Genomic DNA, 20,555 nt, shown 5'->3' with positions numbered 1-20,555 from the left:
TCAGGGCGTCACGCGCTCTTGCGGTTCAGCGCGCGGAAGCCGATGTCGCGACGGTACTGCATGCCTTCGAAATTGATCTGGTTGATCGTGTCGTACGCATGCTGCTGCGCTTCGCGCACCGAATCGGCGAGGCCGACCACGCACAGCACGCGGCCGCCCGACGTGACGAGCTTGTCGCCTTCGGCGAGCGTCGTGCCCGCATGGAACGTCACGGCCTGTTCGGTTTCGGCCGGGATTCCGTTGATGCGGTCGCCCTTGCGCGGCGCGTCCGGATAGCCGTGCGCGGCCAGCACGACGCCGAGCGCGGTGCGGCGGTCCCAGTCGAGTTCGACCGTGTCGAGCGTGCCCGCGATCGCCTGTTCGACGACCTTCGAGAAATCGCTTTTCAGGCGCGCCATGATCGGCTGCGTCTCGGGGTCGCCCATCCGGCAGTTGAACTCGAGCGTGCGCGGATTGCCTTCCTTGTCGATCATCAGGCCCGCATACAGGAAGCCCGTGAAGCGGATGCCGTCCTTCTCCATCCCGCGCACCGTCGGCATGATGATTTCGCGCATCACGCGCGCGTGCATCTGCGGCGTGACGATCGGCGCGGGCGAATAGGCGCCCATGCCGCCCGTGTTCGGGCCGCGATCCTCGTCGAGCAGGCGCTTGTGGTCCTGGCTGGAAGCCAGCGCCAGCGCATGCTTGCCATCGACCATCACGATGAAGCTTGCTTCCTCGCCGTCGAGGAATTCCTCGATCACGACGCGCGCACCGGCGTCGCCGAGCTTGTTGCCCGACAGCATCATGTCGACCGCGGCATGCGCTTCTTCCAGCGACATCGCGACGACGACGCCCTTGCCGGCCGCAAGGCCGTCGGCCTTCACGACGATCGGCGCCCCCTTCGCGTCGATGTACGCGTGTGCGGCGGCGGCGTCGGAGAAGGTTTCGTAGTCGGCGGTCGGGATGCCGTGGCGCTTCATGAACGCTTTCGCGAAATCCTTCGAGCTTTCGAGCTGCGCGGCTTCGCGGGTCGGGCCAAACACCTTCAGGCCGCGCGCGCGGAACAGGTTGACGATGCCGGCCGCGAGCGGCGCTTCCGGCCCGACGAGCGTGAACGCGACGCCTTCGCTTTCCGCGAAATCGGCCAGCGCGTCCAGCGACGTGATGTCGACGTTCTTCAGACGCTCGTCCTGCGCCGTGCCGCCATTGCCGGGCGCGACGTAGACCATCTGGACACGCGGCGATTGCGCGAGCTTCCACGCCAGCGCATGTTCGCGGCCGCCGGAACCGACGACGAGTAGTTTCATGGGATTCCCCGCAGACTAGAAAACAGGGCGGCCGGCACGCGCAGGCGCGCCGGCCGCGAAATCGGTCGGGCCGCCGCCGCGACGATGCGCACGGCGGCCGGCATCTCATTCCTCGACGATGATGGCGTTCGTATACACCTCCTGCACGTCGTCGAGGTTCTCGAGCGCGTCCAGGAGCTTCTGCATCTTCGCCGCATCGTCGCCGGTGAATTCGACTTCGTTCTGCGGCTTCATCGTCACTTCGGCGAGCTCGGCCTTGAAGCCCGCGGCTTCGAGCGCATCCTTCACCGCCGAGAAGGCCTGCCAGTCGCACAGCACTTCGATCGAGCCGTCGTCGTTCGTGCTGACGTCGTCCGCGCCGGCTTCGAGCGCCGCTTCCATCAGCGCGTCTTCCGACGTGCCGGGCGCGAACAGGAACTGGCCGACGTGATCGAACATGAACGCGACCGAACCGTCGGTGCCCATGTTGCCGCCGAACTTCGAGAATGCGTGACGGACTTCCGCGACCGTGCGGGTGCGGTTGTCGGTCAGCGTGTCGACGATGACCGCCGCGCCGCCGATGCCGTAGCCTTCGTAGCGGATTTCCTCGTAGTTCGCGCCGTCCGCGCCGCCGACGCCGCGGTCGATCGCGCGCTTGACGTTGTCTTTCGGCATGTTTGCGTCGGCCGCCTTGTCGACGGCGAGGCGCAGACGCGGGTTCGAACTGGCGTCGCCGCCGCCGAGGCGGGCCGCGACCTGGATTTCCTTGATCAGGCGGGTCCAGATCTTGCCGCGCTTCGCGTCGGCCGCTGCCTTCTTATGCTTGATGTTGGCCCATTTCGAATGACCAGCCATACCTTTCTCCGTGCCCGGGCGCGCTGCGCGGGCGATTGTGCCAATGTGTCGTTGAATCGGCGGCCGTCTGGGCGGGCGTGATGCCGCGGGGCCGCGCGTGTCGAGTGGATCGTGATTTTATCACGCGGCGACCGTCACTTCGGGGCCGCCGTGCATGGCCGAACGGCCGGGAGGGCCGCTCGGCGCGCGCCGGGCCGCGCGGCCCGGCGGCGGCGCGCGTCAGTTCTTGGTGCCGAACAGGCGGTCGCCCGCGTCGCCCAGGCCCGGCACGATGTACGCGTGCTCGTTCAGGTGCGAGTCGAGCGACGCGACGAACAGCTTCACGTCGGGGTGCGCGTCCTGGAACACCTGCACACCCTCGGGAGCGGCGACCAGCGCGACGAACATGATGTTCGCGGCCGGCACGTTGCGGCGCTTGAGAACGTCGACCGCGTGCACGGCCGAATAACCGGTCGCGACCATCGGGTCGCACAGGATGAAGATGCGATCCTCGAGATCGGGCAGGCGCACCAGGTATTCGACCGGACGGTGATCCTCGGCGCGGTAGACGCCGATGTGGCCGACGCGCGCGGACGGCACCAGGTCGAGCAGGCCGTCCGACATCCCGATGCCGGCGCGCAGCACGGGCACGATCGCGAGCTTCTTGCCCGCGATCACCGGCGCGTCGACCGCCACGAGCGGGGTTTCGACCCGCTTGGTCGTGATCGGGAGGTTGCGGGTGATCTCGTAGCCCATCAGCAGCGTGATCTCGCGCAGCAGTTCGCGGAACGTGCGCGTCGACGTGTCCTTGTCGCGCATGTGGGTCAGCTTGTGCTGGATCAGCGGGTGATCGGTGATGAAGAGATTCGGGAAACGGCTGTCCTGTTTCATGACGGGGTGCCTTGGCGGCAAAAGGGGATCGGGGCGGCGCCGGCGCCAGGCCGGCCATCGCTTATGGCCGCAATTTTACCAAGGCGCGCCACGTGATCCGGATATTATCGACGTCTCACGACAATCCGCGCGCCGAGCGCGCCCGTACCCGACCGCGCGTCCGTTCCGGCAACGCGGCGGGGGCTCGGCCGGCGCGCGTTGCCACAAGGGAATCGACCATGGATCTCGGCATCGCAGGAAAAACCGCGCTCGTGTGCGCGGCGAGCAAGGGGCTCGGTCGCGGCTGCGCGGAAGCGCTGGCCGCCGAGGGCGTGAATCTCGTGATCGTCGCGCGCACGCGCGCCACGCTGGAGGAAACCGCGGAGGAGATCCGCGCCGAGTCGAACGTGTCGATCACCGCCGTCGCCTGCGACATCACGACGCCCGACGGCCGCGCGGCCGCGCTCGCCGCCTGCCCGCAACCGGACATTCTCGTGACGAATGCCGGCGGGCCGCCGCCCGGCGACTTCCGTGATTTCTCGCACGACGACTGGATCCGCGCGCTGGAGTCGAACATGCTGACGCCGATCGAGTTGATCCGGGCGACCGTCGACGGGATGATCGGGCGCGGTTTCGGCCGGATCGTCAACATCACGAGTTCGGCCGTGAAGGCGCCGATCGACGTGCTCGCGCTGTCGAACGGTGCGCGCTCGGGGCTGACCGGCTTCGTCGCGGGGCTGTCGCGCAAGGTCGCGGGGCAGGGTGTGACGATCAATAATCTGCTGCCCGGGCTGTTCGACACCGACCGGATCGCGACGACGCTCGCGGCGTCTGCGAAGGCGCAGGGCGTGACGGTCGAGGAGATGCGCACGCGGCGCGCGAAGGAAATCCCGGCCGGGCGCCTCGGCACGCGCGCCGAATTCGGCGCGGCGTGCGCGTTCCTCTGCAGCGTGCACGCCGGCTATATCACCGGGCAGAACTGGCTGCTCGACGGCGGTGCATATCCAGGCACGTTCTGACGCGCGCGCCGCCATTCATGCATACGACAACAATCGACCCACGAAGGAATCGGAGATGAGCAAACCCCGCATCGCATTGATCGCGCACGACGCGAAGAAGGACGAGATCGTCGCGCTCGCGGGCCAGTACCGCGAGACGCTCGCGCAATGCAGGCTGGTCGGAACGGGCACGACGGGCGGCCGCATCGCCGCCGCGCACGGCCTCGAGGTCGAGCGCAAGCTGTCGGGGCCGCTCGGCGGCGACCTGCAGATCGGGGCGGAACTGGCCGAAGGCCGCGTCGACATCGTCGTGTTCCTGCGCGACCCGATGACCGCGCAGCCGCACGATCCGGACATCACCGCGCTGGTGCGTGCGTGCGACGTGCACAACGTGCCGGTCGCGACGAACGTGGCGACCGCGCGGATGCTGCTCGACGATCTGGCGCGGAACATGGCAGATCGGTGCTAGGTCTACGAAGTGGTTTGTATTACTCCTGCGAGGACGTGATGACAGCAATGAGTGGGCGTGTGTGCATGGTCGTTACGGCAGTCGCGCACGTACCTGATCCAGTATCGACGGAGGAAGTGTGATGTTGCTCTTCTCGGCGGCACAACCGTCGAAGGTGCGTCCCTCGGCGATCACCATTGTTATATTGGATGGCTCACAGGCGTAGGTTCTCTCTGCGAGCATTCGTTTGGTGTGGTCGTCGTATACGCGCAGTACGTCGTATCCGGCGTTCAATAGGCACTGTGTCACGACATACCTCCTGTCAGATGACATCTGCGATGTGCAAGCGTGGGCCGTCTGGCGTAGTTCGGCAAGCCATACGTTGTACCCGAGATAGCCAATGCCGGCAGTTGCTGCGACCACGAACGACGCATGTTTCACCGCGCGTCTGATGCGGCGTTGCCGGTTTTGTCGCGTTCCAGACAAGGCAAAAAGTGCGGCCGCGAGCAGATAAGGGGGCACTAGCAGGATAATGACCGGGGTTGCGAATAGTGCGATTACCCAAGTCAGATGCGCGGCTTCCGTGATCATAGATACACCTTGATCGGATGGAGCAGCAGGCTCAGTATGATGCGATCGGAGTAGATCATGAAGTCTCCACCGCGTCGATGCTTCATTTGCCAGTTTCGGAAATCCGCGTTGCGCACGGGATAGTAAACATTTCCTTTGATCCGGGGATTTCCCAGCTTGACCGAAACCCGGCCCAGCTTCGATTGGCGACGGTCGTCGCGGCCATGGTGGCAGGTACCACGATGACCCCCTTGCTACTCCAATGGCCGAGGTATTGTGAGATTCTGTCCGGTTCGGTATTGAACGTGTAATTATCTTTTACATACACTGAGATCTCATCGACTACGGCTGAGTTGACATCGACATACGCGCGCTCGATTGCAGCATAGATCGTAAACGAACCGAGTGCGGCGGTGAGGTCGTCCGGAACGCCGCGATCTTCGACGGCTCGGTTGTATGCCTGCCTCAGTTTTTGCGACCATGAGCTTTCGACGCCTACCATCTGGAATTGCAGATGTTGATGGATATCTTCTATTCTTCCCCCAAATATTTCGTTTGCATCGATGGGTATTCTGCGCGGATAGCGCTTCAAAATTGCGGCGATTCTTGCTAAAGACGCTGAATTGAATATTGCTTGCTTGACGAGAGTTTCGTACCGAGATTTCGCTCGTTCGAAACCGAGGATCCATTTCATTGAGATGTCCGTCTTGCTAATCATGCCTGGCGGGTAGCGGGTGCCGTTTTGATCGACGCCCATCTTTTCTGCGGCATCATCGGGAGAGTAGTTGAGTTCGCCCGCAAACCAGCGCTCCATCAGCTTCGCACCAACAGGCATGTTCAATTTACGCATCGTTAGCGGAATCTCTTGTATATCGAACGGTGGAATTGCTTCCCGGTTCGGCTGTGGAGGTTGTGCGATAGGCACAGACTTCGGCGGATCTGGCGTATTCAGCCAGGTTCGGAATCGGGAGACGGCGTTGAGCATCGCTTCGACGTCGTCCAGCATTTTCGTCGCCGGATCGGGTTTTGTAACCGGCTTGCTCGTCTGCGCGGGAGTCTTCGGCGATGCGGGCATCGGCGGTGCTTGATCCAGACTCAGCTCGGCATTGCGAACGATTTCACATCCGTCGGCACCGCCGCATATGACCCATTTGTGGATGAACCAGTGGATCTTGAGGTAGGGTGTTTTTTCTTCTGGATTAGTCATGGAAGGCTCCGATCTCGTGCGGTGTCGAAATTGCGCAACTCCTCTTGGCAAGGCATCTTGTCGATCAATTGAGAAAAGCTAGCGGGTTCTACGCCGTCTGAATATTGGAAATGTCTGATTTGGCGAACGTTAAAAATCAACGATCCGTGAGGTTGCCATCGCTGATGGCGGAACCGACGATCCTATTACCCCTGACGCGGCAGGGATAATGAACGACTGCCTGCACGACTTCATCTGACGCGCGAGAATCGGGCTTCGCGATCTTTCGCATGCGCTACGCGATGCCGCGAAGCAGCGTGCCGATCGCGTTCACCGTTTCCGAACCGACGATGAGACAAGGAGGAGTACGATGCCGAAAGCAATCCGATACGACCAGCCGGGCGGCCCGGATGTGATGAAGTGGGTCGATGTCGAGGTCGGCGAGCCGAAGGCGGGCGAAGTCCGCATTCGGCAGCATGCGGTCGGGCTCAACTACATCGACGTGTATTTCCGCACCGGCCTGTATCCGCAGCCGCTGCCCGGCGGCCTCGGGATGGAGGCCGCGGGCGAGGTGACGGCGGTCGGCGACGGCGTGACCGCGCTCAAGGCGGGCGACCGCGTCGCCTACGTCGGGCAGCCGCCGGGCGCGTATGCGCAGGAGCGCGTGATGCCGGCCGAGCGGCTCGTGAAGCTGCCCGACGGGATCAGCTACGACGACGCGGCATCGGTGATGCTGCAGGGGCTGACCGCGCACTACCTGCTGCGCCGCACGTACCCGGTGAAGGCCGGTGACACGATCCTGATCCATGCGGCGGCCGGCGGTGTCGGCCTGCTCGTGTGCCAGTGGGCGAAGGCACTCGGCGCGACCGTGATCGGGACGGTCGGGTCCGACGAGAAGGCCGCGCTCGCGAAGGCGCACGGCTGCGATCATCCGATCGTCTATACGCGCGAGAACTTCACGCAACGCGTGAAGGAGATCACGCACGGCGCGGGCGTGCCGGTCGTCTACGATTCGATCGGCAAGGACACCTACATCGGTTCGCTGGACTGCCTCGCGCCGCTCGGGTATTTCGTCAGCTTCGGCAATGCATCGGGCCCGCTGCCGCCGATCGACTCGAAGGAGTTTTCGTCGCGCGGCTCGCTGTTCTTCACGCGGCCGACGCTGTTCTCGTACATCGCGAAACGCGCGGATCTCGAATCCGCAGCCGCCGAACTGTTCGACGTGATCCTGTCGGGCAAGGTGAAGACCAGCATCAACCAGCGCTATCCGCTCGCGGAAGTCGGCCGCGCGCATGCCGACCTCGAGTCGCGCAAGACGACCGGCTCGACGATCCTCGTTCCGTGACGCATCCCTTCGTGCCGGCGCCACGCCGGCACGCACCGTGACGGGCGGCGCCGTTTGCCGTCCGTTCCGTCTTCATCCCGCTCCCCGGTTCCCCGCCGCACGCGTTTACGCGTTTTTTATACCGCCCCGATCACCTTTGACCCGACCTTTACGCGCGTTCCCATAAGGTTCTAGTCGTCCGATTTCGACGACGGAGAACACAAAAATGGATGGGGTTTTCATCGGCGCGCTGGTGTTGTTCACCGCGCTGATCCTCGGTTTGCTCGCCGGTTGCGGGAAGCTCGTGCAATACGGACGCGGGGGGCGCGCATGACCTGGATGCTTTGGCTCGCGGGCGCCTCGACGGCCCTGCTGTTCGCGTATCTCGTCTTTGCGCTGCTGCGCGCGGAGGACATCGAATGAACGCGAACAACCTGTTGCAGATGCTGCTGTTCATCGTCGTGCTGCTCGCGGCGGCCGTGCCGATCGCGCGCTACCTGACGGGCGTGATGGACGGCAGCTCGCGCGTCGTGCGCGTGTTCGGGCCGCTCGAGCGCGCGCTGTACCGCATTGCCGGCGTCGACGCAGGCACCGAAATGAACTGGAAGCAGTATGCGATCGCCACGATCGCGTTCAACGCGCTCGGCGCGCTGTTCCTGTACGGCCTGCTGCGCCTGCAGGGCTTCCTGCCCGGCAATCCGCAGCAATTCGGCGCGATGACGGCCGACGGCGCGTTCAACACGGCCGTCAGCTTCGTCACCAACACCAACTGGCAGGACTACACGCCCGAGCAGACCGTCAGCTACCTGACGCAAATGCTCGGCCTGACCGTGCAGAACTTCCTGTCGGCGGCGACCGGCATCGTCGTCGTGATCGCGCTGATTCGCGGCTTCGCGCGCCATACCGCGCAGACGATCGGCAACTTCTGGGTCGACCTCACGCGCGTGACGCTGTACGTGCTCGTGCCGATGGCCGCGCTCGTCGCCGCGCTGCTGATGAGCCAGGGCGTGATCCAGAACATGAAGGCGTACCAGGACGTGCCGGTGCTGCAGGCGAGCACGTATGCGGCGCCGAAGCTCGACGCGCAGGGCAACGCCGTGAAGGACGACAAGGGCAACCCGGTGACGGTGCCGACCCCGCTCGTGAAGCAGACGCTCGCGATGGGCCCGGTCGCATCGCAGGAAGCGATCAAGATGCTCGGCACCAACGGCGGCGGCTTCTTCAACGCGAACTCCGCCCACCCGTACGAGAACCCGACGCCGTTCACGAACTTTCTGCAGATCTTCGCGATCCTTATCATCCCTGCCGCGCTGGCCCTCGTGTTCGGCCGGATGATCGGCGACCGGCGGCAGGGCATCGCGGTGCTCGCGGCGATGACGGTCGCGTTCGCGATCGCGATCGGCGTCGAGGTGAGCGCCGAGCAGGCCGGCAACCCGACGCTGGCCGCGCTGCACGTCGACCAGTCGCCGAGCGCGCTGCAGCCGGGCGGCAACATGGAAGGCAAGGAAACGCGCTTCGGCATCGCGCAGACCGGCATCTTCACGGTCGCGACGACGGCTGCGTCGTGCGGCGCGGTCGACACGATGCACGATTCGCTGACGCCGCTCGGCGGCCTCGTGCCGATGCTGCTGATGCAGCTCGGCGAAGTGGTCTACGGCGGTGTCGGCTCCGGCCTCTACGGGATGCTCGTGTTCGCGCTGCTCGCGGTGTTCGTCGCGGGCCTGATGATCGGCCGCACGCCCGAATACGTCGGCAAGAAGATCGAGTCGTACGAGATGAAGATGGTGTCGATCGTCGTGCTGCTCACGCCGCTGCTCGTGCTGGTCGGCACGTCGGTCGCGGTGCTGGCGGACGCAGGCCGTGCCGGCATCGCGAACCCCGGCCCGCACGGCTTCTCGGAAATCCTGTACGCGTTCAGCTCGGCCGCGAACAACAACGGCAGCGCGTTCGCGGGCCTGACGGTCGGCACGCCGTTCTACAACTGGATGACCGCGATCGCGATGTGGTTCGGCCGCTTCGGCACGATCGTGCCGGTGCTGGCGATCGCCGGCTCGCTCGCCGCGAAGAAGCGCATCGCGGTGACGAGCGGCACGCTGCCGACGCACGGCCCGCTGTTCGTCGTGCTGCTGCTCGGCACGGTGATGCTGGTGGGCGCGCTGACCTACGTGCCGGCGCTCGCGCTCGGCCCGGGCGTCGAGCATCTGATGATGTGGCTGGGCGCGTGATGCGCGCCCGCATGGCGACACCTTGCAAAGACTGAAGAGATTGAAGAGATCGCAATGACTCAACATTCCGCAACACGGTCCATGTTCGATCCGGCGCTGCTGCGCTCGGCGATCGTGGATTCGTTCAAGAAACTCACGCCGCGCACGCAGTTCCGCAACCCGGTGATGTTCTGCGTGTACGTCGGCAGCATCCTGACCACGATCCTGTGGATCGCGGCGCTCGCCGGCCAGGCCGAGGCGCCGGCGGGCTTCATCCTCGCGATCGCGCTGTGGCTGTGGTTCACGGTGCTGTTCGCGAACTTCGCCGAAGCGCTCGCCGAAGGCCGCTCGAAGGCACAGGCCGCATCGCTGCGCAGCGCGAAGAAGGACGTGATGGCGAAGAAGCTCAACGAGCCGCATCCCAAGTCGCCGATCCGCATCACGACCGCGTCCGACCTGCGTCGCGGCGACATCGTGCTGGTCGAGGCCGGCGACGTGATCCCGGCCGACGGCGAAGTCGTCGACGGCGTCGCGTCGGTCGACGAATCGGCGATCACCGGCGAATCCGCGCCGGTGATCCGCGAATCGGGCGGCGACTTCTCGTCGGTGACGGGCGGCACGCGCGTGCTGTCCGACTGGATCGTCGTGAAGGTCACGGCGAACCCCGGCGAGGCGTTCCTCGACCGGATGATCGCGATGGTCGAAGGCGCGAAGCGCAAGAAGACGCCGAACGAGGTCGCGCTGACGATCCTGCTCGTCGCGCTGACGATCGTGATGCTGCTCGCGACGGCGACGCTGCTGCCGTTCTCGATGTTCTCGGTCGAAGCAATGAAGGCCGGTCACGTGGTGACGATCACCGCGCTCGTCGCGCTGCTGGTGTGCCTGATCCCGACGACGATCGGCGGCCTCCTGTCCGCGATCGGCGTGGCCGGGATGAGCCGGATGATGCAGGCGAACGTGATCGCGACGTCGGGGCGCGCGGTGGAGGCGGCCGGCGACGTCGACGTGCTGCTGCTCGACAAGACCGGCACGATCACGCTCGGCAACCGCCAGGCGTCGACGTTCGTGCCCGCGCCGGGCGTGACCGAGGAAGCGCTGGCCGACGCCGCGCAGCTGTCGTCGCTCGCCGACGAAACACCGGAAGGCCGCAGCATCGTGGTGCTGGCCAAGGAGCGCTTCAACATCCGCCAGCGCGACATGGCGCAACTGCATGCAACGTTCCTCGGCTTCTCCGCGCAGACGCGGATGAGCGGCGTCGACTTGCCCGGCCGTGAAATCCGCAAGGGCGCGGCCGATGCGATTCGCCGCTATGTCGAGACGCACGGCAGCCACTTTCCGGAGGACGTGCGTCGCGCGGTCGACGACGTCGCGCGACGCGGCAGCACGCCGCTCGTCGTGGCCGACCTGCATGACGGCGTCGCGCGCGTGCTCGGTGTGATCGAACTGAAGGACATCGTGAAGGGCGGCATCAAGGAGCGCTTCGCGGAACTGCGCAAGATGGGCATCAAGACCGTGATGGTGACGGGCGACAACCGGCTCACCGCCGCGGCGATCGCGGCCGAGGCCGGCGTCGACGACTTTCTCGCGGAAGCGACGCCGGAAACCAAGCTCGCGACGATCCGCGAGCACCAGGCGGCGGGGCGCCTCGTCGCGATGACGGGCGACGGCACCAACGATGCGCCGGCGCTCGCGCAGGCCGACGTGGCGGTTGCGATGAACACCGGCACGCAGGCGGCGAAGGAAGCCGGCAACATGGTCGACCTCGACTCGAACCCGACGAAGCTGATCGAGATCGTCGAGATCGGCAAGCAGATGCTGATGACGCGCGGCTCGCTGACGACGTTCTCGATCGCGAACGACATCGCCAAGTATTTCGCGATCATCCCGGCCGCGTTCGTGACGACGTACCCGCAGCTGCGCGTGCTCGACATCATGCATTTGACGTCGCCGGCGTCGGCGATCCTGTCGGCGGTGATCTTCAATGCGCTGATCATCGTCGCGCTGATACCGCTCGCGCTGAAGGGGGTCACCTACCGGCCGCTCGGCGCCGCGTCGCTGCTGCGCCGCAACCTGCTGGTGTACGGCCTCGGCGGCGTGCTGCTGCCGTTCCCGTTCATCAAGCTGATCGACATGACGCTCGCCGCGCTCGGCTGGGCCTGATGCGCCGTACTTGAAGGAAGAACCATCATGAAATCGTTGATTCGCCCGCTCGTCGTGATCTTCGTCGTACTGACCGCCGTGACGGGGCTCGCATACCCGGCCGTGATGACCGTGTTCGGGCAGGCCGTGTTCCCGTCGCAGGCGAACGGCAGCCTGATCGAGAAGGACGGCAAGGCGGTTGGCTCCGCGCTGATCGGCCAGCCGTTCGATGCACCGAAGTACTTCTGGGGCCGGCTGTCGGCCACGTCGCCGATGCCGTACAACGCGACCGGCTCCGGCGGCTCGAACCTGGGCCCGCTGAACCCGTCGCTTGCCGATCAGGTGAAGGCGCGCATCGTCGCGCTGCGCGACGCGGGCACCGACATGTCGAAGCCCGTGCCCGTCGACCTCGTGACGGCGTCGGCGAGCGGCCTCGATCCGGAGATCACGCCGGCTGCCGCCGCGTACCAGGTCGAGCGCGTCGCGAAGGCGCGCAACCTGACGGCCGACGCGGTCGCGCGGCTCGTCGCCGCGAACACGACGGGCCGCCAGTTCGGCGTGCTCGGCGAGCCACGCGTGAACGTGCTGAAGCTGAACCTCGCGCTCGATGCCGCGCAGGCCGCACACTGAGCGTTTGCGACAACCGGCGTCCGGCGCGGCCCGATCCGCGGCGGACGCGTTTTTCCGACGGCGCATGCGCCGTCTTTGCCTTTTGCGGCGATTTGGGACAACAATGACAGTACTCGTTCGCGACCCCGCGCCTCGCCTTCCCGACGCATGAACCGCCCCGATCCCGACCAACTCCTCGACAAGCTGCAGCGAGACGAAGAAAAGCAGCGGCGCGGCCAGCTCAAGATCTTCTTCGGCGCGTCCGCCGGCGTCGGCAAGACCTACGCGATGCTGCAGGCCGCGCGCCAGCGCCGGCAGGAGGGTGTCGACGTCGTCGTCGGCATCGTCGAGACCCATGGCCGCAATGAAACCGCCGCGCTGCTCGACGGCCTCGACGTGCTGCCGCTCGCGCGCATCGACCATCGCGGCCGCACGCTCGCCGAATTCGATCTCGACGGCGCGCTCGCGCGCGCACCGCAGCTGATTCTCGTCGACGAACTCGCGCATTCGAACGTGCAGGGCGCACGCCACCTGAAGCGCTGGCAGGATGTCTACGAACTGCTCGACGCGGGCATCGACGTGTACACCACGGTCAACGTCCAGCATCTCGAAAGCCTGAACGACGTGGTGGGCGCGATCACCGGCATCCGCGTGTGGGAGACCGTGCCCGACCGCGTGTTCGACGCGGCCGACGAGGTCACGCTGGTCGACCTGCCGGCCGAGGAACTGCTCGCGCGGATGCGCGACGGCAAGGTCTATCTCGCGCAGCAGGCCGAGCGCGCGGTGCGCAACTTCTTCCGCAAGGGCAACCTGATCGCGCTGCGCGAACTGGCGCTGCGGCGCACGGCCGACCGCGTCGACGCGCAGATGCGCGAATACCGCGCCGACCGTTCGATCCAGCGCATCTGGCAGGCGCGCGAGCGGCTGCTCGTCTGCGTCGGGCCGGGCCCCGAGGCGCCGACGCTCGTGCGCGCGGCCGCGCGGCTCGCCGCGAGCCTGAAGGCCGACTGGATCGCCGTCTATGTGGAGACGCCACGACTGCAACGGTTGCCCGACGCGCGGCGGCAGCGCACGCTCGATGCGCTGAAGCTCGCGGCCGAGCTCGGCGCGGAGACGGCGACGCTCGCCGGCGACGACGCGGTCGCCGCGCTGATCGGCTATGCGAAGGTGCGCAACGTGTCGAAGCTCGTCGCGGGCGGCTCGCCGAAGGTCGGGCTCATGCGCCGCTTCGCGCGGCCGTTCGGCGAAAAGCTCGCCGAGCGCGCGGGCGACGTCGACCTGATGCTGATCCGCGCGTCCGCGAGCGACGAAGTGCGCGCGGCGCCGCTCGACGCGCGCGCACGCGACTGGCGCGACGCATTCGCGCAATTCGGCATGCGGCGTTCGCCGCCGCGTCATTACCTGTACGCGGCCGCGATCTGCGCGGCGATCACCGGCGTCGCGAGCATCGTGTCCGAGCGGCTCGACCTGACGAACCTCGTGATGCTGTACCTGCTCGGCGTCGTGTTCTCCGCCGTGCGGCTCGGGCGCGGCCCGGGCGTGCTGCAGTCGTTCCTGTCGGTCGCCGCGTTCGATTTCTTCTTCGTGCCGCCGCGCATGTCGTTCTCGGTCAGCGACACGCAGTACCTGCTGACCTTCTTCGGGATGCTGCTGACGTCGCTCGTGATCAGCCACCTGACGTCGACGCTGACGCGCCAGGCGAGCATCGCGCAGCGTCGCGAGCGTCGCACCGGCGCGATCTACGCGATGGCGCGCGAACTCGGCGCGGCGTTGACGACCGAGCAGATCGTCGAGATCGGCAGCCGCCACGTGGGCGAGGTGTTTCGCGCGCGCGTGGCGTTCCTGCTGCCCGACAGCGCGGACCAGGTGCGGCAGAAGATCGAGGAGCCCGACGCGGCCGTCACGCTGACCGGCGCCGATCTCGACAGCGACGTCGGCCAGTGGGTGTACGACCAGCAGAAGCCGGCCGGGCGCGGCACCGACACGCTGCCCGCGACCGCCGCGCTGTACCTGCCGCTGAAGGCGCCGATGCGCACGCGCGGCGTGCTCGCGGTCGCGTCGCGCGACCCGCGGGAGCTGGAGGTGCCCGAGCAGTTGCGGATGCTCGATGCGTTCGCCGCACAGATCGCGCTTGCGCTCGAGCGCGTGCACTACGTCGAGATCGCGCGCGACGCGCTCGTCAACATGGAGTCCGAGCGGCTGCGCAATTCGCTGCTGTCGGCGATCTCGCACGACCTGCGCACGCCGCTCACGACGATCGTCGGTTTTTCCTCGATGCTCGCGAACGGACGCGCGGCCGCGCGCGACGGCGACGCCGCGGCGGCCGAACGCTTCGCGCAGCGCGAGGGCGAGCTGGTCGACGCGATCCACGACGAGGCGTTGCGGATGACGGGCATCGTCACGAACCTGCTCGACATGGCGCGGCTGCAGGCCGGCAGCCTGCAGCTCAAGCGCCAGTGGTCGCTGCTCGAGGAAACCGTCGGCGCGGCGCTCGCCGCGTGCAAGCGCGTGCTCGCGCGGCATCCCGCGCGCGTGTCGCTGCCGGCCGACCTGCCGCTCCTGCAGATGGACGCGGTGCTGATGGAGCGGCTGTTCACCAACCTGTTCGAGAACGCGGCGAAGTACACGCCGCCCGACACGTCGATCGAGATCGGCGCCGAGCGCGTGACCGACGACGGCCAACCATTTGTGCGCGTGCACGTCGACGATCACGGCCCGGGCCTGCCGGCCGGCATGGAAACGCGGATCTTCGACAAGTTCACGCGCGGCGAGAAGGAATCGGCGACGCCCGGCATCGGGCTCGGTCTTGCGATCTGTCGCGCGATCGTCGAGGCGCACGGCGGTAAAATCGGCGCGCTCAACCGTACCGCGCCCGACGGCCGCGTGACGGGCGCGCGCTTCTGGTTCACGCTGCCGGTCGAGACGCCGCCGGCCGTGCCTGCCGTACCCGACGACGAAATCGACGTGCCCGGCGCATCGTCTCCCTCCAAGCCATTGCCAGACCATGAGTGAACCGAGCCTGACCGTCGTCCTGATCGAGGACGAGAAACAGATCCGCCGCTTCGTGCGCGCCGCGCTCGAAGAGGAGGACATCGCCGTGTTCGAGGCGGAGACGGGCAAGCAGGGGCTGATCGACGCGGCGACCCGCAAGCCGGATCTCGTGATCGTCGATCTCGGCCTGCCCGACACCGACGGCCTCGATGTGATCCGCGAGCTGCGCGGCTGGTCCGAGGTGCCGGTGATCGTGCTGTCCGCGCGCACGCAGGAAGAGGAGAAGGTCGCTGCGCTCGACGCAGGTGCCGACGACTACCTGACCAAGCCGTTCGGCGTGTCCGAGCTGCGCGCGCGGATTCGTGCGCAACTGCGCCGGCGCAACCAGGGCGGCGCGAACGAATCGCCGAAGGTCGGCTTCGGCAGCGTGAGCGTCGATCTCGCGCTGCGCCAGGTGTGGCGCGATGGCGAGATCGTGCACCTGACGCCGCTCGAATACCGGCTGCTCGCGACGCTCGTGCGGCATGCGGGGCGCGTGCTCACGCACCGTCAACTGTTGCGCGACGTATGGGGGCCGTCGCACGTCGAGAGCCATCACTATCTGCGCATCTACATGGCGCACCTGCGCCAGAAGCTCGAGCGCGATCCCGCGCAGCCCGAGCACATCGTCACCGAAACGGGCGTCGGCTACCGGCTCGTCGGCGCCGCGTGATATGACCTGAATGCAAGGCGGCACGCCGGTGAAGTTGCATCGGCGCGACATTGCCGCCGCATGCGCCGGCCACGCACACCGGCCACGGATTCCCCGCTATGCTGACCATTCCGCGAACGAAACCGAGGAGCGTGCCATGTCCGTCCGTCTCGTCGTCATCAGTGCGCTGGCGTTTGCCGCGCCCGGCGCGTTCGCGCAGCCGCTGCCGCCCGGGCAACAGCCTTCGGCGCCGCAGCAGGCGCTCGCCAATCCCGCGTCGGTCAATTGCGAAAAGCTCGGCGGCCGCCACGTGATCCGCAACCTGCCGCGCGGGCAGGTGGGCATGTGCGTGTTCAAGGACGGTCGCGTATGCGACGAGTGGGCGCTGTATCGCGACGACCGCTGCGTCGGCGGTGTCGGCGCCAAGCGCGTGTCGAACTGAGACCGCGCGCGACAGGGCGGAGGTGGCCGCGCCATGCGTCGGTCCGCTCCCCGTTCGCCTCCGGCGCATCCCGCATGCCCGTAAGCGCCTTGTTATACTCGGCGCCGCCCGGGGACGACCCCGGGTCATTCGCTTCAACGGGGACGGCCCCATCCGATCCGGAGTACGTCGAGATGGCGTGGGTATTGTTGTTGATTGCCGGTTTGCTGGAAGTGGCCTGGGCGGCCGGCATGAAATCGTCCGAGGGTTTCACGAAGCTCGGACCGTCGGTGTTTACGATCGTGACGGCGCTCGCCAGCTTCGGGCTGCTCGCGGTCGCGATGCGCCAGTTGCCGCTCGGCACCGCATATGCGGTATGGACGGGCATCGGCGCGGTCGGCGCATTCGTGTTCGGGATCGTGATGATGGGCGAGGCGCTCACCGTCGCCCGCGTCGCGAGCGCGTCGCTGATCGTGCTGGGGCTGGTCGGCCTGAAGCTGTCGTCGGCTGGCTGATGCCGGCGGGCCGCGCGCCGGCCGGTGCGCGGCCGGTCGTGACGCACTGCGGAATTGCGCCGGCCCGCCTGCCAGCCTTCTATAATGGAACGCATTCGGGCCTGAATGTCGCCGCGCCGCGCTCGGCCGCGCGGCGCCGGTCGCCACGCGCCGCGCGGCCGTCGTACCGACTCGATCCGATCAATCGGCAAAGCGCACGAAAAAGTGCAAGGAGAGGGCCATGATCGAAGCCATTTCGCTCGGCGCGGGGCTCGCGTGGGCGAGCGGGCTGCGCCTTTACCTGACGGTGCTGATCGCCGGCGTGCTCGCGCGGGTCGGTTGGCTCCATCTGCCTGACACGCTCGCGGTCCTGACGTCGCCGTGGGTCATCGGCGCGGCCGCCGTGCTCGCCGTCACCGAATTCCTTGCCGACAAGATTCCCGCGTTCGATTCACTGTGGGACGCGGTGCACACCTTCATCCGCATTCCGGCCGGCGCGGTGCTGGCCGCCGGTGCACTCGGCCATGCCGACCCGACCGTGCTCGCGGTCGCCGGGCTGGCCGGCGGTTCGCTTGCCGGTGCCGCCCATGTCGCGAAGGCCGGCACGCGCGCGCTGATCAACCTGTCTCCCGAGCCGATCTCGAACTGGGTCGCGTCGTCCACCGAGGACGGCCTCGTGTTCGGCGGCCTCGCACTCGCGTTCTTCGTTCCGCTCGCGTTCCTCGTACTGCTCGCGGCGTTCATCGCGGCGTCGGCCTGGGCGCTGCCGCGTCTGTGGCGCGGCGTGTCGGGCGGCTTCCGCGGAATGGCGAACCACATGGTGTCGCGGCTCAACTCGATCGGGGGCAAGCGCGATTGAAGCCGCCGTCACCCGCCGAGCGGCAGCATGCTGACCCGTCGCCTGCCGGGCGGCCCGGCCATGCCGGCCGCTTCGGCTGGCGCGACCTGATCCGCCAGGCCGCACGGATGACCGCGCGCGACTGGCGCGCCGGTGAGCTGACGCTGCTCGTGCTGGCGCTGGTGCTCGCGGTCGCCGCGCTGACGAGCGTCGGCTTCCTCGCCGACCGGCTGCGCCAGGGGCTCGAGCGCGACGCGCGCCAGATGCTCGGCGCCGATTTCGTCGTGCGTGCCGACCATCCCGTCGATCCGTCGTTCGACCGCGAGGCGCGCGCACTCGGCCTGCGTACCGCGACGACCGCGATTTTCCCGAGCATGATTGCATCGGCCGCCGGAGGCCAGGTGGGCGCCGCAGCGCCCGCGCGCCTCGCGGCCGTGAAGGCCGTATCGCCCGGATATCCGCTGCGCGGCGCGGTCGAGATCGTGCCGGCCGGTGCGACCGCCGCGCACAAGGCGACCGCGATTCCCGCGCCCGGTACCGTGTGGGCCGATCCCGCGCTGCTCGATGCATTGCACCTGAAGGCGGGGGACACCGTGCGCGTCGGGTTGCGCACGTTCACGGTCGCGGCGTCGATCTCCCGCGAACTCGATCGCGGTTTCTCGTTCGTCAATTTCTCGCCGCGGCTGATGATGCGCGCGGACGAGCTCGCCGCGACGGGGCTCACCGGTTACGGCAGCCGCGTCACGTATCGGCTGCTCGTGGCCGGCGACACGCCGGCCGTCGCGCGCTTCGAGGCCTATGCGCACGGGCGCGTGGACGGCGGCAAGCTGCGCGGCGTCGGCCTCGAATCGTTGCAGGAAGGCCAGCCGCAGGTGCGCCAGACGCTCGATCGCGCGCGCCATTTCCTGACGCTCGTCGCGCTCCTCACCGCGCTGCTCGCGGCGGTCGCGATCGCGATGGCCGCGCAGCGCTACATGCGGCGCCATCTGGACGGCTGCGCGACGATGCGCTGCCTCGGCGTGAGCCGCCGCACGCTCGGCACGCTGTTCGCGCTCGAATTCGCCGGCATCGGCATCGTCTCGGGGGGCGCCGGCGCGTTGCTCGGCTACGGCGGCCACTGGGCGCTCCTCGCGGCGCTCGGCAGCCTGATCGACGTCGTGCTGCCGCCGCCCACGCCCTGGCCCGCGCTCGTCGGAATCGGCGCCGCGCTCGTGCTGCTGCTCGGCTTCGCGCTGCCGCCGCTTGCACCGCTCACTCGCGTGCCGCCGGTGCGTGTGCTGCGGCGCGACTGGGGCGATGCGTCGCGCACGGCCTGGGCCTTGTATGCGCTCGGCGTCGTGCTGTTCGCTGGGCTGCTGATCGTCGCGGCGGGCAACCTGAAGCTCGGGCTGATCGTCGCGGGCGGGTTCGCGGGCGCGTTGGTCGGGTTCTCGCTGATCGCGCGACTCGCGCTGTACGCGGCGGCGCGCGCGGTGCGCGACGCGCGCGTGGCCGCGGGTGTCGGCTGGCGTTACGCGCTCGCGTCGCTGCACCGGCGCGGCACGGCCAGCGCGCTGCAGATCACCGCGCTCGCGCTGGGCCTGATGTGCCTGCTGCTGATCGCGATCACGCGCAACGACCTCGTCGCCGGCTGGCGGCAGTCGATGCCGCCCGATGCGCCGAACCAGTTCCTGATCGACATCCAGCCCGATCAGCGCGACGACGTTGCAGCGTGGCTCGCCGCGCACGGCGTACGCGATGCGGTGCCCGCGCCGATGGTGCGCGGCCGGCTCGTCGCGATCAACGGCAAGCCGGTGAACCCGGACGCGTATCCGTCGGACGAGGCGCGCCGGCTCGTCGACCGCGAGTTCAACCTGTCGTATACGATCGAGCTGCCGTCCGACAACCGGATCGTCGCCGGCGACTGGTTCGGCCGCTCTGCCAGCCCGCAGATCTCGATCGAGGCCGGGCTCGCGAAGACACTGAACGTGAAGCCGGGCGACACACTGCGCTTCGACGTGACGGGGCTGACGGTCGATGCACCGATCACCAGCGTGCGCAAGCTCGACTGGGGCTCGTTTCGCGTCAACTTTTTCGTGCTGATGCCGCCGCCCGTGCTGAAGGATTTCCCGGCCGTCTACCTGACGAGCTTCCACCTGCCGGCCGAGCAGACGGCGCTGCTCGATCCGCTGATCGCGCGCTACCCGAACTTGACCGCGATCGACCTCGCGCCGATCCTCGCCCAGTTGCAGCGGATGATGCTGCAGGTGGTCGGCGCGGTGCAGTTCCTGTTTGCGTTCACGCTCGCTGCGGGCGTGCTCGTGCTGTACACGGCGCTCGCCGGCTCGCGCGACGAGCGCGTGCGCGAGGCTGCGCTGCTGCGTGCGCTCGGTGCGTCGCGCGCGCAGATCAATGCGGTGCAGCGCGCGGAATTCATCGTCGTCGGCGCGCTGGCCGGTGCGCTGGCGTCGGCCGGTGCGATCGCGGTCGGCTGGGCGCTCGCGTCGCGCGTGTTCGACTTCCAGCTCGCCGTCGATCCGTGGCTCGTGCCGGCCGGCATCGCGGCCGGCGTCGCGTGCGCCGGTGCGGCCGGCTGGCTGAGCCTGCATAATGTGTTGCGACGCCCGGCGCTGCAGTCGCTGCGCGACGCGTGAGCGTCGCCGGCGGCCCCGACTATCCCGTTTCCGATTA

At 67.6% G+C, this 20,555-nt stretch carries 19 protein-coding genes; 13 read left to right on the top strand and 6 right to left on the bottom strand.

Annotation, left to right across the window (positions count from 1 at the left end):
• Positions 1-8: 8 nt before the first annotated feature.
• From purD to upp, 3 genes are all read right to left on the bottom strand, one after another.
• Positions 9-1,289: a phosphoribosylamine--glycine ligase gene (purD, locus tag WI26_RS11145; protein WP_059468145.1), complete on the bottom strand. Its 1,281-nt coding sequence runs from the start codon at positions 1,287-1,289 to the stop codon at positions 9-11.
• Between the two features lie 105 nt (positions 1,290-1,394).
• Entirely contained in the window at positions 1,395-2,123 is a 729-nt protein-coding gene (locus tag WI26_RS11140) for a YebC/PmpR family DNA-binding transcriptional regulator (protein ID WP_059509985.1), read from the bottom strand.
• A 219-nt stretch (positions 2,124-2,342) separates the two neighbouring features.
• The gene (upp, locus tag WI26_RS11135) at positions 2,343-2,993 is read right to left on the bottom strand and encodes a uracil phosphoribosyltransferase (RefSeq protein WP_006478229.1); all 651 of its coding nucleotides are present in this window, start codon (positions 2,991-2,993) and stop codon (positions 2,343-2,345) included.
• A 218-nt stretch (positions 2,994-3,211) separates the two neighbouring features.
• On the opposite strand from upp, the gene WI26_RS11130 reads away from it, so the two are divergent.
• Both WI26_RS11130 and WI26_RS11125 read left to right on the top strand, forming a co-directional pair.
• Positions 3,212-3,991, top strand: coding sequence for an SDR family oxidoreductase (locus WI26_RS11130; RefSeq protein WP_060321819.1), 780 nt, complete (start codon positions 3,212-3,214; stop codon positions 3,989-3,991).
• Positions 3,992-4,046: 55 nt separating this feature from the next.
• Complete coding sequence (locus WI26_RS11125; protein ID WP_060321822.1) at positions 4,047-4,439, top strand: methylglyoxal synthase; 393 nt, start codon at positions 4,047-4,049, stop codon at positions 4,437-4,439.
• 72 nt (positions 4,440-4,511) lie between these two features.
• Here WI26_RS11125 and WI26_RS11120 read toward each other — a convergent pair whose 3' ends face one another.
• The 3 genes from WI26_RS11120 to WI26_RS11115 are packed head-to-tail and all read right to left on the bottom strand — an operon-like array spanning position 4,512 to position 6,195.
• On the bottom strand, positions 4,512-5,009 hold the full coding sequence (locus WI26_RS11120; RefSeq protein WP_069225941.1) for a hypothetical protein: 498 nt from the start codon (positions 5,007-5,009) through the stop codon (positions 4,512-4,514).
• A complete protein-coding gene (locus WI26_RS33405; RefSeq protein WP_420480777.1) occupies positions 5,006-5,125 on the bottom strand; it encodes a DUF6402 family protein in 120 nt (39 codons plus the stop codon). Before WI26_RS33405 ends, WI26_RS11120 begins: the two co-directional genes overlap by 4 nt.
• Positions 5,092-6,195 (bottom strand): DUF6402 family protein, encoded by a 1,104-nt coding sequence (locus WI26_RS11115; RefSeq protein WP_155768751.1) that lies wholly within the window; start codon positions 6,193-6,195, stop codon positions 5,092-5,094. Before WI26_RS11115 ends, WI26_RS33405 begins: the two co-directional genes overlap by 34 nt.
• A gap of 349 nt (positions 6,196-6,544) precedes the next feature.
• On the opposite strand from WI26_RS11115, the gene WI26_RS11110 reads away from it, so the two are divergent.
• The 11 genes from WI26_RS11110 (at position 6,545) to WI26_RS11060 (ending at position 20,518) form a co-directional block, all read left to right on the top strand.
• A complete protein-coding gene (locus WI26_RS11110) occupies positions 6,545-7,519 on the top strand; it encodes a quinone oxidoreductase family protein (RefSeq protein WP_059509987.1) in 975 nt (324 codons plus the stop codon).
• A 309-nt stretch (positions 7,520-7,828) separates the two neighbouring features.
• Positions 7,829-7,921, top strand: a complete 93-nt coding sequence (gene kdpF / locus WI26_RS11105; RefSeq protein ID WP_006752209.1) for a K(+)-transporting ATPase subunit F — start codon at positions 7,829-7,831, stop codon at positions 7,919-7,921.
• Positions 7,918-9,723, top strand: coding sequence for a potassium-transporting ATPase subunit KdpA (gene kdpA / locus WI26_RS11100; protein WP_069225940.1), 1,806 nt, complete (start codon positions 7,918-7,920; stop codon positions 9,721-9,723). The genes kdpF and kdpA overlap by 4 nt, the downstream gene beginning before the upstream one ends.
• 54 nt (positions 9,724-9,777) lie before the next feature.
• On the top strand, positions 9,778-11,862 hold the full coding sequence (gene kdpB / locus WI26_RS11095; protein WP_069225939.1) for a potassium-transporting ATPase subunit KdpB: 2,085 nt from the start codon (positions 9,778-9,780) through the stop codon (positions 11,860-11,862).
• Positions 11,863-11,889: 27 nt separating this feature from the next.
• On the top strand, positions 11,890-12,471 hold the full coding sequence (kdpC, locus tag WI26_RS11090) for a potassium-transporting ATPase subunit KdpC (protein ID WP_069225938.1): 582 nt from the start codon (positions 11,890-11,892) through the stop codon (positions 12,469-12,471).
• A 147-nt stretch (positions 12,472-12,618) separates the two neighbouring features.
• Positions 12,619-15,462: a sensor histidine kinase gene (locus WI26_RS11085; RefSeq protein ID WP_059914481.1), complete on the top strand. Its 2,844-nt coding sequence runs from the start codon at positions 12,619-12,621 to the stop codon at positions 15,460-15,462.
• On the top strand, positions 15,455-16,153 hold the full coding sequence (gene kdpE, locus WI26_RS11080; protein WP_069225937.1) for a two-component system response regulator KdpE: 699 nt from the start codon (positions 15,455-15,457) through the stop codon (positions 16,151-16,153). The genes WI26_RS11085 and kdpE overlap by 8 nt, the downstream gene beginning before the upstream one ends.
• A 136-nt stretch (positions 16,154-16,289) precedes the next feature.
• On the top strand, positions 16,290-16,574 hold the full coding sequence (locus WI26_RS11075; RefSeq protein ID WP_059468300.1) for a DUF333 domain-containing protein: 285 nt from the start codon (positions 16,290-16,292) through the stop codon (positions 16,572-16,574).
• A gap of 173 nt (positions 16,575-16,747) precedes the next feature.
• On the top strand, positions 16,748-17,068 hold the full coding sequence (gene sugE, locus WI26_RS11070) for a quaternary ammonium compound efflux SMR transporter SugE (protein ID WP_059468135.1): 321 nt from the start codon (positions 16,748-16,750) through the stop codon (positions 17,066-17,068).
• A gap of 220 nt (positions 17,069-17,288) precedes the next feature.
• Positions 17,289-17,906: a DUF4126 domain-containing protein gene (locus tag WI26_RS11065; protein ID WP_040144699.1), complete on the top strand. Its 618-nt coding sequence runs from the start codon at positions 17,289-17,291 to the stop codon at positions 17,904-17,906.
• Between the two features lie 107 nt (positions 17,907-18,013).
• Positions 18,014-20,518, top strand: coding sequence for an ABC transporter permease (locus WI26_RS11060; RefSeq protein ID WP_069226404.1), 2,505 nt, complete (start codon positions 18,014-18,016; stop codon positions 20,516-20,518).
• Positions 20,519-20,555: the final 37 nt, after the last annotated feature.

Source organism: Burkholderia diffusa (assembly GCF_001718315.1).
In the GTDB taxonomy this organism is placed as follows: Bacteria; Pseudomonadota; Gammaproteobacteria; order Burkholderiales; family Burkholderiaceae; genus Burkholderia; species Burkholderia diffusa_B.
The sequence above is the reverse complement of the archived record's forward strand: the minus strand, read 5'-3'. Positions and strand labels throughout refer to the sequence as shown.